The sequence below is a fragment of the Collinsella sp. CLA-ER-H6 genome (assembly GCF_040092305.1).
Lineage (GTDB): Bacteria > Actinomycetota > Coriobacteriia > Coriobacteriales > Coriobacteriaceae > Collinsella.
Genome location: NZ_JBBNLS010000015.1, coordinates 1 through 17,455 on the forward strand (window position 1 = coordinate 1; position 17,455 = coordinate 17,455).

The following is a 17,455-nucleotide window of genomic DNA, read 5'->3' on the forward strand; positions in this document are numbered from 1 at the left end:
ACCGACCGTCCGGCTGAGTCTGGGAAGAGGTGCCGGGCGGCGGGCGGAGCATGGCCACCGGACCTATCGAAACACATCTCCACCGTTCCTTCAACTGGGAAAACGGCGCCCCCGGACCCCAGGAGGGGCCGCGGGGGCGTTCAGCTAACTGCGGGAACGGCCTATCCGCTCAAAGTGTTCGGCTGAGATCGGAAATCAACCCTGCCAGAAGGGAGGGGAGGCCGGCGCGCCTTGGACTCGTTCTAAGAACGAGAGCTCTAGTCCTGGAAGAGCGCCGTGGACAGGTAGCGCTCACCGGTGTCGGCGAGCAGCGCCACGATGGTCTTGCCCTCGTTCTCGGGGCGCTTGGCCAGCTGCAGTGCGGCCCACACGGCGGCGCCGGACGAAATGCCCACGAGCACGCCCTCCTTGTGGCCCACGGCGCGGCCGGTGGCAAAGGCGTCGTCGTTCTCGACGGGGATGATCTCGTCATAGACCTGGGTATCGAGGACGTCGGGCACAAAGCCAGCGCCGATGCCCTGGATCTTGTGCGGGCCGGCCTGGCCCTTAGAGAGCACCGGGGAGGTGGCGGGCTCGACGGCGACAACCTGAATCTGGGGGTTCTGCTCCTTGAGGAACTCGCCCACGCCGGTCACGGTGCCGCCGGTGCCAACGCCGGCGACGAAGATGTCGACCTTGCCGTCGGTGTCATCCCAGATCTCGGGGCCGGTCGTGGCTTTGTGGATGGCGGGGTTGGCGGGGTTCACAAACTGGCCGGCGAGTATGCTGTTGGGGGTCTCCTTCTGCAGCTCCTCGGCCTTGGCGATAGCGCCCTTCATGCCTTTGGAGCCGTCGGTGAGCACGAGCTGTGCGCCGTATGCCTGCATAAGCTTGCGGCGCTCGACGGACATGGTCTCGGGCATGGTGATGATCACCTTGTAGCCGCGGGCCGCTGCCACCGAGGCGATGCCGACGCCGGTGTTGCCGCTCGTGGGCTCGATGATGGTGTAGTCGCCGCCGCGCACGAGCTTGCCGGCCTTCTCGGCCTCGTCAATCATGTTCTTGGCGACGCGGTCTTTAACTGACCCGGCGGGGTTGAAGTATTCGAGTTTGACGAGCACACGAGCCTTGAGGTCCTCGTCGGCCTCAAAGTGGGTGAGCTCCAGAAGCGGGGTGTGGCCGATAAGCTGATCGATGGATGTGTAAACCTTGCTCATGGGGAACCTCCAAAGTGTTCAAGTTGCTGGTTGCCGTGTGGTTTCACGGTGCGTGTAGCAGCTAAACCCATAAACCTTATAGGTTGTTCGTTTAGCTGTTGGGAAGCATACTAGACACTAAAGCCTAGTAATGCAATAGGAAATAGAAGATTATTACGAGCTGATTAACCATCTTGACCGGAACGGGTATTTTCAAAACCAATTTTTCGGCTAGAATTTCTACGGACTAAATGACCGAAAGGCAGCACGATACATGTTGGTTTCTACTAAGGGCAGATATGCCCTGCGCGTTATGGTCGATCTGGCCGAGCACCAGGCGGCCGGTCGCATCCCGCTCAAAGAGATCGCGGCGCGACAGGGGATTTCCGAGAAATATCTCGAGAACATCTTGGCTACGCTCGTGCGCGCCAACATGCTTTCGGGCATGCGTGGCAAGGGCGGCGGCTACGTGCTCACGCGCCCGCCCGAGCAGTACACGGTGGGCGAGATCTTACGCCTGACCGAGGGCAGTCTGGCGCCTGTCGCCTGCCTGGATGGCGACTGCAAGGGCTGTTCGCGTTCGGATGAGTGCCCCACGCTCGACGTGTGGAAGAACCTGGACAAGCTCATCAACGACTACCTCGACGGTGTGACGCTCGATCAACTTATCGCTCCCAACCGTGGCTACGACTACGTCATCTAATCCCACCTGTCATGTGGGGACGGGGCAGAAATGGTAGATGCTCTCGCCCTTTAAGACTTGACAAATAAGAAGGCCGCCCATTTTTGCGATGGGTGGCCTTCGTTTTGGGCTGTTGAGACGGGCACGGCCGGAATGGCCGTTTTAGTCCTTGGCGATGCTGTCGAGAATGCTACGCATGATGGATACCAGGATGCTACCCATAAAGGCCGAGCCAAAGCCTGCGATGGAGATGCCGACGCCCAGCAGGTTGACCGACAGGTAGCTCGCGAGCTCAAGCATAAAGCTGTTGACGACAAGCTGGAAAATGCCCAGCGTAATGATCGTGAGCGGCAGCGAGATGACCGTCAGGAACGGCTTGGCGAACGAATCGACGATGTTCAGGAACAGTCCCACGAAGGCGAAACAGACCCAGGCCTCGGCAAAACCGAAGGGCTGGATGCCGGGAACGAGGAACGTGGCAATCGCGATGGCGATCGAGGTAAAGAGCCAGTTAAGCATAAAGCGCATGGTGTGAATCCTTTCTTGCGCAGGATGTATTGACATCGCGCGAAGCGGCTTGCTGCGGCAGCTTGGACGGCCGCGCGGGTATGCCGCCTTGTTCGGCCGCCCATTGTCTCAGATATTCGTGGAGCTTACGTGCGCATTCGGTTTCAAAACGGCGTTCGTCCTAAAAAACGTGCCGCTGGCAGAGAGTCTTGTCGCTTTAGTTTGGTGGTGTGCTACACTGCTACGGGCAAATGGCCCATGCATAGTTTTATTGCATATTACGGGTGAACGATGCCCGATGTCAGTATCAACTTCGATGCCTTTTGGCGGGTTTGGCGGTGATCGATGAACATCGAGAACATGTTTGACAAGCCTGATGTCAAGCAGCTAGTCCACGCATTTAGTCTTTTGGATGACGAGAAGGATATCCAGGCGTTTTTAACCGATATCTGCACACCGCGCGAGATTTGCGATCTTTCGCAGCGCTTGCAGGTCGCGCGTTATCTGGATGAGGGCGAGCCCTATGTTGAGGTTCAGGCCCGCACGGGCGCTTCGTCCACCACGGTGAGCCGTGTTTCCAAGGCGCTCAACGGCGAGTACGGTGGCTATCGCAAGATCCTCATCAAGCTGGAGGATGGCGAGTAGGTCAACGGCAACAAACGGATCAGCTGGAGCCGCCCCTTCGGGGGCGGTTTTTGTGTGTCGATAATTGATCCCTTGGGGACGGAGGAAAACGGATCATCGAGGGGATCTGGTGCATTGGGGTCAGGTTGTCCGCGCGGGCGGGTAGGATAGATGCGTTGAATATTGCGAACAGTTTGAGTGGAGGACCATGCCTGTTCGAATCTATACCACCAATGCCGGCACGGATTTGAGCGATGCCGAGGCGGCGCTGCTGGCCGACCTGGTTGCCCGCCACGGGCGCGCCGTGTTGCTGGCGCCAACATTTGCCGAGCTCGACCTGTGCCGTCATGATGCGGCAGAAGCCGGGGTTTCACTGGGTATCGATTACAAGACGCCCACATCGTGGCTCCGCTCGCTGTGGGAGCTTATGGGCGATGGCCGCAGCTTTGTGGATAACCTTCAGCGCCAGATGCTGTTCTCGGACATGGTCGACCGCCGCGACGACGCTGCTCTGCAGCCGCTCTCGCGCAGCCAAGGCACGGTACGCATGCTTGCTCGCATGGCCCGCGGCGTGTTGCCAGGCGTGGCGGGGACGGGCGACGAACGCTGTCGCGATGCCGCCGCTCAGCCCGAGCCCAAAAGCGACGCCGAGGCCCGTGTGTTCGAGCTGTTGCGCGCCTATGCGAGCGGCTTGGACCGTCGAGACATGGTCGAGCCCTGCGAAGCCGCCGATATGATGGCAGAAGCCCTGGCGAACAACCTGCCGGGGTGCGCCCGCGCCGTCTGCGTGCGTGGTGTCACGTCGTTTACGCATAGCCTGCTCGAGCTGTTGTCGGCCGTGGCGAACAATGGGGGAGAGGTCGTCGTGCTGCTTGCCCGCGAGCAGGCGGCGATGCGCGAAGACTTGGCCGCAGCTTTTGATGCCCGCGGTGTGCTGTTTGAGGTCGCCCCGTTGGGAGAGGACGCCGGCGCGTCCGAGACCGCTTCTGCGCCTGCTGCCCAGCCTATTTTTATAGAGGTGGCCGGCCCCCATGCCCGCGCCCGCGCTTATGTGGATGCTCTTGAGAACCTGGTCGCGGCATGTGAGGAGTCTGTGTCACGCGACGGCGCCGCGACGAACGCCGACCCCGCGCGCGTGCTCGTAGTTTCCGCCCGGGCGCCCCAGCTGTTCGGCGAACTCGCTGCCCGTCTGGCGGCGCGTCACATTGCGGCCGAGACGACTGAGTTCACGGCGTTTTCCCAGTCCGTCGCGGGCAGGCAGTTTACGGCGCTCGCCAACCTGATCGAGCGTATGAAAGCCGCCGACGAGGGCACCGCTTCCAAGACCGAGTGGTGGCCCGCTCCAGAGCTTGCCGACTGGATTTATAGTCCGCTTTCGGGTGCCGACGCCGCGAGCGCCCGCGGCTTCGACAAGAACATGCGCCTGTCGCGCAGCAAGACCGCTGCGGGCGTCAAGAGCCTGCTGCAGAGCGTGCAGGGCCAGGTGAGGGGTGCCCGCAAGGCCGCCAGCGACGATAACTGGTTTAAGAATGTGCCGTGCGTGGTCTCGGACGTGTTTCAGGCGCTGTGGCGCGACAAACCCGTGACGGCGCTCAAGGCCATGCTCGCCGTTGCCGAGGCGCTGCCCGATCGCGCTCTAGGCGGCCTTGACGGCCAGGCCCGTCGCCAGGCAGAGACGGCTTTGCTGCGCCATGCCATCGACATCCTTATGAACGATGCTCGCGCGCTCGACGTGTCGCAGGCCGCGACCGTGCCGGTTCTCGACGGCGTTCGAACCAAGGTGGACAAGCGCAGTACCGCCTACGATTACGAGACCTATGAGGTCGATCGCACACCACGAGCACAAGTGCGCTTCGCGTCGCTTGCCGATGAGTCGGTTCTTCGCCCTGGCAGCTACGATGCCGTGCTGTTTGCCGATGTCGACCTGGACAGCTATCCGCTTTCGCACGAAGAGGGCCCGCTTGCCACGTTGACAGCCGAGCTGCGCCGCGACGGCGTGTCTTTGGAGCCCGCTGCCCTGCTGCGCGTGCGCTTTGGCCGTGCGATGCAGGCGGCGAGCGGTCCGGTCGCGCTCGCCCGTGTGACGCACGATCGCCAGGCACGCGAGTGCTACCCGGCAGCCGTATGGACCGAGCTGTGGGCACATGCCGAGGCCGCTGGCGCTGCCAAGCCCATGCGCGTGGGCGAGGGCGATATCATCGCCGACTTTGATCCCGCGGCAGGTGAAGGCCTCAAGCGCGAGCGCGTGACCTGTGAAGCCCCTCAGCATCTGAGTGCCGAGGCCGTGCCGTATTTGGTCCTGCGCCGTCGCGATGGCGAGGGTGAGGACGCGCCGCTCGTGCCGCGTCTGACGTCCGCCTCGCAGATCGAGGCCTATTCGACCTGCCCGCTATGCTGGTTCGTCTCGTACCGCGTGAAGCCCCAGTCGATCGACGCGGGCTTTGGCAACATGGAAAAGGGCAACTTTGTCCACGACGTGCTGGAGCATCTGCATGCCCGTCTGCCCCAAGAGGGCATGGAGCGCGTGACGCCCGAGAATCTGCCGCGCGCACAGGAGCTGCTGCACGAGGTCTTTGACGAGACGTTGGCCGAGCACGCCGGCAAGCGCGGCACGGAGGGCCCGCTGGTGCCGCTCTCTGCGGTGGAGGAACGCCAGGTGGCCGAGATCTTGCCGCAGCTGGAGGGTGTGCTTGCCTACGAGTCCGAGGCACTTGCCCCCTTTGCCCCGCGCTACCTGGAGTTCGCCTTCAACGAGCTCAAGGTCGAGTATGCCGGTTGGCCGCTTGGCGGGCGCATCGACCGCGTGGACGTGGACGCCGAGAATCGTGCCGTGGTGATCGACTACAAGCATCGCACGGGCGTTGAGGAGTTTAAGCTCGCCGACCCCACGGTGCGCGACGAGGAATCGGGCACGGCGCCCATCGACGATCCGCGCTGGTTGCCACCACATACCCAAACGCTCATCTACGCCCAGGCCATGCGCCGGGCGCTGGATTTGGACACCCGCGCGGCGCTCTACTTTTCGACCAAGGGCGGCAAGCCGGCATTGCGCGGTGCCGCGAGCGCCGAGCTGCTCGAGGAAGAGCGCGGCGACGGTCGCATCCCGGGCCTTAAGAAAGGTTTCCCCGGCGAGGGTGGCAGCATGGACTTCGACGCCCTGCTCGATCGCGTTGAGGCCGGCATCGCCGAGCGCCTGCGCGAGCTCGAGGCAGGCAACGTTGCCGCCGTCGACCCGACGTCGGCTCAGGCCGCGCATGCGCGCTGCTCGTATAACCACGAAGGAACGTTTGTAAGGAGGGACGTGTAGACCATGGATCTTTCGACTTTGATGCCGCAACAGCTGCAGATTGTCAAAACGCTCGACCGTCCGCTGTTTGTCTCGGCGGGCGCCGGTTCGGGCAAGACCTTTACCCTCACGCGTCGCATCGTCTACGCGCTCTCGCCTGAATCCGGTCCGTTCGTTGAACATCTTGACCAGGTGCTCGCCATTACCTTTACCAAAGATGCCGCGGCCGAGATCCGTGACCGCGTGCGCCGTGCGCTTATCGACGAGGGCATGGACGAGGAAGCACTGACCGTCGACGACGCGTGGATCTCGACCATTCACGGCATGTGCTCGCGTATCCTGCGCGCGCATGCGCTGGAGCTGGGCATCGACCCCGAGTTCACGGTGCTCACCGATACCGACGAGCTTATGGACCAGGCTGTTGAGCACGTGCTGGCCCGCGCGACGGCACCCGATGCCGCCCCCGAGCTCGCGGCATCGCTCAAGGCCCTCTATGCCTGGTATCCCATGGCGGGCGAGGGCGGTTCCTTTGGCACCGGCACGACCATCAAGGGCCTGGTGCGCGACCTGCTGGAGCTGTCGAGCCAGTTGCCGGGCGGTATGGACGACGTGCGCGTGGCGCGCGGCCAGGCCGATACCTCGGCGCTCGCCGATGCCTATCGCGCGGCGCTGGGCGCAAGCAAGTCCTCGACCGAGAAGGCGCAGGCGGCGCTCGATGCCATCGACGCGTTCGAGGCGAGCGACAAGACCATGGTCGATGCGGCGCGACTCATGATGTCGTGCACCATGCCGCGCGCGAGCAAGGCGTTCCCCAAGGAGCAGGTCGAGCTGCTCAAGGCCGAGGCCGCCGATGCGTTTATCAATATCGTGCTTGCCTGTGGTGGCCCGGCGCTCGATGCGTTGGTGGGCCTGGCCCGTTCCGTGGAGGCCGAGTATCGCGCGCTGAAGGCTGCCCAGTCCGCCCTCGATAATAACGACCTGCTGCGTATGGCTTACGAGGCCCTGCGCGATTACCCTGCCATCCGTGCTGCGTACGAGGGCCGCTTTAAGATGGTCATGATCGATGAGTTTCAGGATACCGACCAGATGCAGGTCGATCTGATCCGTTACCTGACGGGTGCGGGGGAGCGCGCGCTGTGCACCGTGGGCGATGCGCAGCAGTCCATCTATCGCTTCCGTGGCGCCGAGGTCGAGGTGTTCCGTCGTCAGGAGCGCAAGGTGGGCTCGTCTGCCGCGCCCGAGGCGACTGCCGTGGTCGACGCCCCTGCCGGCGAACTCGTCAAACTCGTGCGCAACTTCCGCAGCCACGACGAGGTACTGCGTTACGTGGCACGCGTCTTCGACGGCGATGACGGCGGCCTGATGCAGGGCTTTTTGGATCTTGAGGCGAGCGACGGCCGCAAGGACACGCTGGTGGCAGACGCCTCGCGTCGCCAGGCCCTCTTTGTTGCCGGCGGCAGTACGCAGGAACGCACACAGGCCAAGGCCCGTGCGATCGCCGAGCGATTCCGCGCGCTTGCCGATGCCGGCCAGCCCCAGGGCGGCATGGTGCTGCTGCTGGGCCGCATGACCAACGCCGACGTCTACGCCCAGGCCTTCCGCGACCAGGGGCTCGACTGCGTCATCGCGGGCGGCTCGGTCTTTGCCCAAGCAGCCGAGGTGCAGACGGTGCGCGCCCTGGTTTGTGCGCTCGCCAATCCGGCCGATACGGCGCAGGGCCTTATGCCGCTGCTCGCCTCGCCGATGTTTGCACTCGGCGCCCAGGAGTTCCTGGCGCTGGCGACCAAACTCGACGAGCAGACGGGCGAGACGTCGCGCCGCAACATCGATGCGGGCATCATGAGCGATTCCGATGTGCCGGGTTTGCAAGACTTGCCGCTGGTGACGCGCGCCCGCGAGGTGCTGCGGTATGCGCTTCGTCGCGTGGGCCGCGATTCGTTCGCCGCCATCGCGCGCGACGTGGTCAACGCCTCCGGCTGGTTTGTACGTCTGGCACAGCGTGGTCCCGAGGGCAAGGCCATTGCCGCCAACGTGCTCAAGGCGCTCGATGCCGTGGCCGAGGCGGAGGCCGAGTTCGGCAACTCGCCGCGTTCCATCGTGCTGGCCTTCGACCGCTTCTTGGCGGGCAAGGAAGCCCCGGGTGCCCTCAACGAGGAGGGCGACGGCGCGGTGCGCATCATGACGGTGCATGCCTCCAAGGGTCTGGAATATCCGGTCGTGGCGGTCGCCGAGTGCTTTGGCGTGCGTAAGTCCTCGGGTGCGGCACAGATGGGTCGCGTCGAGGGCGGAGCACAGGTCGTGGCACTGCCGGCACGTTTCGACGGCGTTAAGCTCGCCGACGGTACCTTTGTGAAGGGCGACGACGTCAAAAAGCAGTTTGAGCATGCGTTTAAGGGCAAGGGCACGTCGCTGTGGCTGCCGCCGGAGCTCATGGAGGACGTCTGTGCGACGGGCTCTCCCGCCGAGGCATTTGCCCGCCTGCGCAACGACGACCTGCGGCTTTCGCTCGAGGAGCGGGCCCGCTTGCTCTACGTTGCCATGACGCGTGCGCGCGAGCTGGTGATCTTGGCGATGGATGCTGGCGTGAGCCGTGGCAAGGTGACGGCGCCGACCTTCGATGTCGAGACCGATCTGACCTACGACGTGCTGCGCCGTATTTTGCCGACCGACGCTCTGGACATGCCGCAGCTCGATGCCGACCGCCTGGTGTTCGACAACTCCCAGCCGGGCGACTACGAGCTCATTTCGCTTTCGGACTTTACCTTTGGCGAGCAGGCGTTTGAGGCCAACGCTTCGCTGGATGCCGAGGGCAGGCTTGTTCGTGGCGATGCCGATGCCGCCGATAATGCTGCGCGCTCAACCGTCCCCGGTCCTGCCGACCCCAAGCCCGATTCGTTTGAGCTTGTGTATTCCCAGGCAGTGGGCGTGCGCATGGGCATCTGTCCGTATCCGATGCGTGATTCGTATAGCTACTCGTCAATCGCCGCGGCGCTCCATGCCGAGACGGAAGATCGTGCCGCCGAGGCACACGTGCCCATGGACGAGGCCGGCGATGATGCGGAGTCGGATGGCTCGGAGATGACGGATGCAGACGTGGCTGCCGTTGAGCCCGCCGGCAACCCCATGGCGCTGGGCTCGGCGTTCCATGCCGCCTGCCAGTGGCTGATCGAGATGGGTGCCGATGCGCTGCCCGCTGAGCGTGCCGATGCGCTGGCGCGCCTGTGGTGCCTGACGCCGGAGCAGCGTGAGCGCTTCGACGTTGCCCTGGACCGCTGGCTCAAGTCGGCTGTTCGTGCCGACTTGCTCGCGTGGCCGTGCGTTCGCGCCGAGGTGCCGTTCTTTTCACTGGGCTGCGAGGACGAGGACATCGCTCGCTACGGTGCTTATGCCGAGGGCGCCATCGACGCTTTGGCGACGAACCCGGCGGATTCGTCATGTGCGCTGGTCATCGACTACAAGACGGGCGGCGCGCCGGACGAGACGCCGGAACAGCTGCAGGAGAAGCACGCCCTGCAGGCGCGCGTCTACGCCGACGTTCTGCGCAGGGCGGGCTTTGAGGCTGTGACCGTCAAGTTCGTTCGCGTGGAGCAGGCCGATCCGACTCTCTTCGTCAATCCCGCCGAGCCCCAAGTAGTCACCTACAATCTCTAGCCCTCAGATAGCTTGCGGTGGAATAGTTCCTGTATTGCGGCCCAGATGGCCCAAGCGGGAACTATTTCACCGCAACTCAAGAGGAGCCGTGTGGGTTTGGCTAGGTTCGGGTGCTGTCCGTGCCGTGGGGTAAAATCGTTCAGTCAGAACACGAACCCGCATCGGAGCTCATCACATGGCATTCGTCCATCTGCACAACCACACTGTCTTTTCCATGCTCGACGGCGCAACCCGTATCCAGGATATGGTCAACCGTGCCGTTGAGCTGGGCATGCCCGCCGTGGCCATTACCGACCACGGCTACATGTATGGCGTGCCCGACCTGGCGCTGGCCTGCGACGCCGTCAACCACAACACGCCCGAGTACAAAACCTGGAGCCACGACAAGGCCTTCCTGGAAAAGGACCGCCGCGACGAGCTGGTGGAGCCCGATCCCGAGGAAAACCCGCGCGAGCATGCCCAGTATGTGAAGGACATGGCCATGTGGGACGAGAAGGGCAACATCGACGAGCTCAAGCCGCCCCTGGTCATCAAGCCCATCTTTGGCTGCGAGGTCTACTTTACGCCGGACGAGACCCTTGCTCGCGACCACAAGCCCGAGCTCTACCACATGATCCTTCTGGCCAAGGACCAGGAGGGCTACGTCAACCTGATGCAGACGGTTTCCGAGGCCGCCGTGCAGGGCTTTTACTACAAGCCGCGCGTGACGCTCGACAACCTGCGCCGCCACGCCAAGGGCATGATCTGCACGAGCGCCTGCATCGCGGGCATCATCCCCAAGTACATCGACCGCGGTGACATGGAGGGCGCCATCAAGTGGGCCGAGACCTTCCGTGACACCTTCGAGCCCGGCGACTTCTACATCGAGATCCAGGAACACGGCATCACCACCGACAACGGCCTGACCGACGAGCAGATGGACCGCACGCTCATCGACATTGCAAAGCAGGTGGGCGTCAAGGTCATCGCCACCAACGACTTCCACTACCTGCGCCGCGAGGACGCGCCCGTGCAGGACGTCATCATGTGCATTGGCATGAACGCCAAGGTCGACGACCCTAACCGCATGCGCATGACCGGCTCGGAGTTTTACATGAAGACCGAGGAGGAGATGCGGGCGATGTTCCCGTATTGCCCCGAGGCCTGCGACAACACGCTCGAGATCGCCGACAAGTGCTACGTTGAGCTGGACTGGGACTCTATCATCCTGCCGCGCTTCCCGTTGCTCGATCCCGGCGAGACGCACGAGAGCCAGTTCCGCCGCGAGTGCGAGAAGGGCCTGCGCCAGCACTACGGTGACGACTGGGCCACGCGCGAGATCGGCGGCGTCAACATCAAAGAGCGCTTTGAGTACGAATACAAGGTCATCTGCGACAAGGGCTTTGCCGCCTACTTTTTGATCGTTGCCGAGTACGTGCAATGGGCCAAGGACAACGGCATCGGCGTCGGCCCCGGCCGTGGCTCGGCCGCCGGCGCTATCGTCGCCTACGCCATGAACATCACCGCGTTCGACCCGCTCGAGAACGGCCTGATGTTCGAGAGGTTCCTGTCCCCGCAGCGTACCGAGATGCCCGATATCGATATGGACTTCGACGATGAGCGGCGCCTCGAGGTCGTGGAGCACGTTCGCCAGCTCTACGGCCCCGAGAAGGTTACCCACGTCATCACCTACTCGACCATTAAGGCCAAGCAGGCCATCAACGACGCCGCGCGCGTCCTGGACTACCCGGTCTACATGGGCCAGCGCCTGTCCAAGATGGTCTCGAGCGACCCCAAGGTCAAGCTCAAGCAGATGCTCGAAAAGCAACCCGGCAAAGAGGATCTGTTTAACCCCGACTTTGCCGAGGCCTATAAAAAGGACGACGACGCCCGCCGCATCATCGACACGGCGCTCTCGATCGAGGGCCTTACCCGTGGCGAGGGCGTGCACGCGTGCGCCGTTCTGATTTGCCGCGACCCCGTCAACGAGCACGTGCCCACCAAGCTCGATACCAAGGGCGGCGTCGAGATTACCCAGTACGAGGGCCATACCGTTGCCGACATGGGCCTGCTCAAGATGGACTTCCTGGGTCTGCGTACGCTGACGGTTATCTCCAAGGCCAAGGCCAACATCAAAAAGAACTTCGGCATCGACATCAAAGAGGAAGAGATTCCCTTTGACGACCCCGAGATCTTTAAGCTCATGGGCTCCGGCCACACCGCCGGCGTCTTCCAGGTCGAGTCCGCCGGCATGACGGCCACGATCAAGAACATGAAGCCCACCGAGTACAAGCACGTCGTGGCATTGATCGCTCTGTACCGCCCGGGACCGCTGGGCGCCGGCATGGTCTCGTCCTATATCAACCGTATGCACGGCAAGGAACCGGCTGTCTCCTACGACGACCGTCTGGACGACATCCTGGGCGAAACCTACGGCACCATGGTCTATCAGGAGCAGGTTATGCTCATCTCCGTCGAGATGTGCGGCTTCTCCAAGGGCGAATCGGACTCGCGTATCCGTAAGCCCGTGGCTAAGAAAAAGATCAAGCTGCTCACGTCGACGGTGCTCCACTGGGAGGATGGCTCGGACGAGACCACCTACGACCACTGGATGAATGGCGCTATCAAGAACAACTACACGCGCGAGGTCGCCCAGAAGATTTGGGACGATGTTCTTGAGTTCGCGTCCTACGCCTTTAACAAGTCGCACTCCGCCGGCTACGCCATCCTGGTTATGCAGACGGCGTGGCTCAAGGCGCACTATCCGCACGAGTACATGGCGGCCGTTCTGACGTCCTATACGGGCAAGACCGACAAGATCGTTCACTACGTCTCGGCGTGCCGTCACGACGGCATCCCCGTGCTGTCGCCAGATGTCAACGAGTCCGGTACTGAGTTCACGGCTACCAAGGAGGGCGTGCGCTTTGGTCTGGCCGGCATCCGCGGCGTGGGCACCGGCGTGGCGCAGGCGATTATCGCCGAGCGCGAGGCGGGCGGTCCGTTTAAGACGCTGCACGACTTTGTCGAGCGCGTGGACTCGAGCCAGGCCAACCGCCGTGTGATCGAATCGCTCATCAAGGCAGGCGCCTTCGACTCCACGGGGTATCCGCGTCGCCAGATGATGCACTTTGTGGATAAGAACAACCCTGAGAACATCATCGATGCCGCGGTGAAGCGCCAGAAGGATCGTGCGAGCGGCCAGACGTCGTTCTTCGACATGTTTGGTGATGTTGAGGGCTCGGGCTTTGAGGTGAGCGTGCCCGATCCGGATGGCCAGGAGTGGGACCGCCACCTTAAGTTGAGCCAGGAGAAGGAGGTTCTGGGCATCTATGTCTCGGACCACCCGCTGCGCCCGTTTGAGTATGCGCTGGCCAAGGCACGCGACTTCTCGTTCTCGCAGATCGACACTGGCTACGAAGTTCAGAATCCTACGGGCGGTACCATCAACCAGGAGATTCCCGAGGGCAAGGCGCTGTGGTGGGCCGGCATGGTCTCGAGCGTGTCCAAGCGCGTGACCAAAAACGGCGACCCCATGGGCATCGTGCAGCTCGAAGACATGGAAGGCGAGGCCACGGTCGTGGTGTTCCCCAAGACCTACAAGGAGGCCGAGGGGTATCTGTATGGCGAGGTCGATCCCGAGACCGGCGCGCAGCTGTCCGACGCGTTTGTGCGCATTAAGGGCAAGCTCGAGCGCTCGGACCGCGGCGACCAGATCATCGCGCAGGAGATTGTGCCGCTGGAGCTTAGCGAGGAGAAAAACAAGCCCAAGGTCTTTGAGGTCATGGTGCCCAACAGCCGATTTAGCCAGGGCAATATGGCGCGCCTGGCCACGGTGCTCACCACCAACCCGGGCGGCGACCGCGTGGAGATCTTTATTGAGCAAGTCGACGGGCGCGTGCTGCGTGCCGAGGTGCCGGCCAAGGTCAATGCACGCTCGATTCCGCTGCTGGCAGAGGCAAAGGCCATCGTCGGCAACCAAGGCCGCGTGACGGTTATCTAAGCTACCCCGGGTGAGATTGGAGGAAGTGATGGCGCAGGGGACGTTTGTGCAGGCGCTCCGGAAAGAGGCGGCGCTGAGTGGCACCTTTATGAAGGGGCGTTCGCTCATGCTCAACGGCGCCGTGCTGTCGATCGAGGACAGCGGCTCGCGCTTCTCCAAAAACGTGACGGTTGAGGGCTCGGTGCGCGGTTCGCGTGGCGACCTGTACAAGACGCGCGTGGCGCTCGACATGGACGAGCACGAGGTGATCGACTACGACTGCGATTGCCCCGCTGCCTATCGCTACCCCGGCATGTGCAAGCACGCTATTGCCACGGCTCTGGCGTATTTGGATGCCAGCGGCGCCGAGCCCGTCGAAGGTTTGCGCACGCCGGTCCGCACGTTTGCGGCGCAGCCGAAACAGCCCGCGCGCAACGCGCCCAAAGCGCCGGCCGTCAATCCCAACTTTCCCTTTCCGGCGCCCGTCCCCACGAGTCCCAGCCTCATGGCGGCGCTCTCCGATCTTTCGGACGCGCGCATGGATGAGCTGGCGAGCATGCGCCGCAAGCTCGCCGGCAGTGTGGATCCCGATGCCCCCAAGGCGGTGTTGGAGCCCTCGCTGGTGCCGTATTACAATCCACTGTTTGCCGATCGCTTTAGCTGGGCGCTCGAGCTTCGCATTCGCTGTGGATCGGTCTCCTACGTGGTCAAGGACATCGACGGCATGGCCGATGCCTACGTGCGCGGCGGCACCTTCTCGTACGGCAAGAAGCTCACGTTTGTCCATACGCCCGAAGCCTTCGAAGACGTGTCGACAAAGCTGCTCAACCTTGTCGTGACGACAGTTGCCTATCTCGATGACATCACAAGCTCGCGTTCGGCGTCGTACGACTTTGCCCGCAGCGGTTTTGTCGCCGAGCGTCAGTTGCCGCTGTCCGAGCATAGCATCGTATATGTGCTGGACCTGTTGCGCGGCCAGACCATCTCTTTTGAGCCCGCCTGGTCGCGGGGGACGACGACGCATCGCACCTATGACGTGGCGGTTGAGATGCCTCCGGAAGGGGAGGACGAGGCGCTGTCTGAGCGCCCACCGCTCCTTGCCGCCAAAATCGCGCCGGCGGCTGGTGGCAGCTACGATCTACGCCTGCCGGCCGATGCATACTGCTTTGCTTCGGGCGACGTTGCCTATCTGGTCGACACCCGCCGTGCGCGCCGCGCCGATGTAGCGTTTGCCCAGCATGCGGCGCCGTTCCTATCGCGCTTACTGCCCTGTCGCACGCCGATCCATATCGCTGTCGACCAGGTGGGGGAGTTCTGTCGTATGGCGCTGCCCATTTTGCGCGACTATACCGACCTTACCGCGCCCGCCGCGCTCGATACCGTGGCGCCCGAGCCGAGCTTTGCTATGGCGATCGGCGTCGACGATGGGCTTGTGACCTGCAAAATTACGGTTGCCTACGGCGACTGGTCGGCAGATCTCTTTAGCCTGGGCGCTCCGGGCAGCCCCTTCGAAGAGCAACGCCCCGGCGTGCCGCCCCGCGACGAGGTGGCAGAGTTTCGTGTTATGGACACGGCGGCCCTGTACTTCGATTTCTACGAGGGCGGTCTGGCGTTTGAGGAGCGCGATGACGAGAGCTTGTTCTGCCTGCTGACCGAGGGCCTGTCCGCCCTGTCCGAGCTGGGTGAGGTCATGCTCAGCGACCGTCTGCGCCAGATTTCGGTGCGACCCGCGCCCAAGCTCTCGGTTCGTGCGACCGTCAAGAGCAATCTGCTCGACGTCGAACTGGGCGCGAGCGGCCTTTCGGCGTCAGACCTTGCCATCTACCTCGACTCCTACAAGCGTCACCAGACGTTTGCGCGCCTTACGTCCGGCGACATCATTCGTTTGGACGAGGGTGCCCGAGCCGCGTTTGGCCTTGCCGAGGATCTGGGGGTCGATGCTGTTGACCTGCTCGACGGCGTGTCGCTTCCCGCGTCGAGCACCCTGTTCGTCGATAGCATGCTCGCGCGCACGCCCGCGCTCGAGGCCGATCGCGACGCTGCGTTCCGCCGTACCGTCGAGCGTCTGGACACGCTCGGCAAGATGGACTTTACGGTGCCGGCATCGCTCAAGGCAACGATGCGCGGCTACCAGGTCGACGGATACCAGTGGCTCGGCTCGCTCGAACACCTGGGCCTTGGCGGCATCTTGGCCGACGACATGGGCCTGGGCAAAACGCTCCAGATGATCGCGCATATCCTGGCGCGCGTGGAAGCGGGGGACATTAAGCCCACGCTTGTGGTGTGCCCTGCGTCGCTTGTGTACAACTGGACCGCCGAGCTGGAGCGCTTTGCCCCGTCGCTCGATGTGTGCGCCATCGTGGGCGCCAAGGCGCAGCGTCGCGTACAGATTGCCGGCGTGGCCGAGCATAACGTGGTCGTGACGTCGTATGACCTTATGCGGCGCGATATCGACGAGTACGTCGAGCAGGACTTTGCCCGTGTGGTGCTCGATGAGGCCCAGTACATTAAAAACCCGCTCACCCAGGTGGCGCGCGCCGCAAAGCGCTTGCCTGCCGGCGTGCGCTTTGCCCTGACGGGCACGCCCATCGAAAACCGCTTGTCCGAGCTCTGGAGCATCTTCGACTTTTTGATGCCGGGCCTGCTCGGCACGCGCGAGTCGTTTGCCAAGCGCTTCGAAAGCCCGGTCGAGCATGCCGAGGGCGACAGTGCCGCTCGCCTGCAAGCGCTCGTGTCGCCGTTTGTGCTGCGCCGTGTTAAGGAAGACGTGGTGGCCGATCTGCCCGAAAAGATCGAGGATACGGTCATGGCGCAGCTTACCGGCGAGCAGCGCAAGCTTTACCTGGCAAATCAGGACCGCATCGCCCAGCAGGTGCAGCACCGCGAGGCATCCGAGTTTAAGAAAGACAAGCTCAAGGTGCTTGCCGAGCTCACCAAGCTGCGCCAGATCTGCTGCGACCCGCGTCTACACTACGAGGATTACAAGGCAGGGAGCGCCAAACTCGATACGTGCATGGAGCTCGTGCACGGCGCACTCGACGGCGGGCATCGCATCCTGTTGTTCAGCCAGTTTACGGGTATGCTCGATATTATCGGTAAGCGCTTGGCCAAGGAGGACATCGCCTTCTTTAAGCTCACAGGCGCTTCGTCTAAGGAGAGCCGCGCCAAGATGGTCGCACAGTTCCAGGCGGGCGAGGTGCCGGTCTTTTTGATCTCGCTCAAGGCGGGCGGCGTGGGCCTTAACCTGACGGCGGCCGACGTGGTCATCCACTACGACCCGTGGTGGAACGTGGCGGCGCAGGACCAAGCGACTGACCGTGCGCATCGTATTGGCCAGCAACATACCGTGACCGTGTACAAGCTCATCGCCAAGGACACGATCGAGGAGCGCATTATGCAGATGCAGGAGTCCAAGCGCGACCTGGTCAACAGCGTGCTCGGCGGCGACGGCATCTCGTCGGCACTGTTCACGCGCGAGGATGTTCTGGCGCTGCTCGGCGGCGACGGGCGCTAGCCGCGCGCGGGGTGGGACTGCTGGAGCGGGCAGGACGGTCGACGCATTTTGGCCCGAC

Annotated in this window: 8 protein-coding genes; 6 read left to right on the forward strand and 2 right to left on the reverse strand. The window is 63.2% G+C overall.

The features are described 5' to 3' along the window. Nucleotides 1-257: 257 nt before the first annotated feature. On the reverse strand, nt 258-1,196 hold the full coding sequence (gene cysK, locus AAAX77_RS07370) for a cysteine synthase A (RefSeq protein ID WP_349105570.1): 939 nt from the start codon (nt 1,194-1,196) through the stop codon (nt 258-260). Nucleotides 1,197-1,449: 253 nt separating this feature from the next. On the opposite strand from cysK, the gene AAAX77_RS07375 reads away from it, so the two are divergent. Beyond that, nucleotides 1,450-1,878: an Rrf2 family transcriptional regulator gene (locus AAAX77_RS07375; RefSeq protein ID WP_349105571.1), complete on the forward strand. Its 429-nt coding sequence runs from the start codon at nt 1,450-1,452 to the stop codon at nt 1,876-1,878. A 141-nt stretch (nt 1,879-2,019) separates the two neighbouring features. Here the strand turns inward: AAAX77_RS07375 and AAAX77_RS07380 are convergent, their stop codons facing one another. Beyond that, a complete protein-coding gene (locus AAAX77_RS07380) occupies nt 2,020-2,385 on the reverse strand; it encodes a phage holin family protein (RefSeq protein WP_349105572.1) in 366 nt (121 codons plus the stop codon). A 324-nt stretch (nt 2,386-2,709) separates the two neighbouring features. Between AAAX77_RS07380 and AAAX77_RS07385 the strand changes: the two genes are divergently transcribed. From AAAX77_RS07385 to AAAX77_RS07405, 5 genes are all read left to right on the forward strand, one after another. Next, the gene (locus tag AAAX77_RS07385) at nt 2,710-3,009 is read left to right on the forward strand and encodes a YerC/YecD family TrpR-related protein (RefSeq protein WP_022094855.1); all 300 of its coding nucleotides are present in this window, start codon (nt 2,710-2,712) and stop codon (nt 3,007-3,009) included. A 187-nt stretch (nt 3,010-3,196) separates the two neighbouring features. Continuing rightward, nucleotides 3,197-6,295, forward strand: coding sequence for a PD-(D/E)XK nuclease family protein (locus AAAX77_RS07390; protein WP_349105573.1), 3,099 nt, complete (start codon nt 3,197-3,199; stop codon nt 6,293-6,295). A 3-nt stretch (nt 6,296-6,298) separates the two neighbouring features. Beyond that, on the forward strand, nt 6,299-9,925 hold the full coding sequence (locus tag AAAX77_RS07395) for a UvrD-helicase domain-containing protein (protein WP_349105575.1): 3,627 nt from the start codon (nt 6,299-6,301) through the stop codon (nt 9,923-9,925). Nucleotides 9,926-10,100: 175 nt separating this feature from the next. Then, entirely contained in the window at nt 10,101-13,904 is a 3,804-nt protein-coding gene (gene dnaE, locus AAAX77_RS07400; protein WP_349105578.1) for a DNA polymerase III subunit alpha, read from the forward strand. Between the two features lie 28 nt (nt 13,905-13,932). Beyond that, nucleotides 13,933-17,397 (forward strand): SNF2-related protein, encoded by a 3,465-nt coding sequence (locus tag AAAX77_RS07405; protein ID WP_349105580.1) that lies wholly within the window; start codon nt 13,933-13,935, stop codon nt 17,395-17,397. Nucleotides 17,398-17,455: the final 58 nt, after the last annotated feature.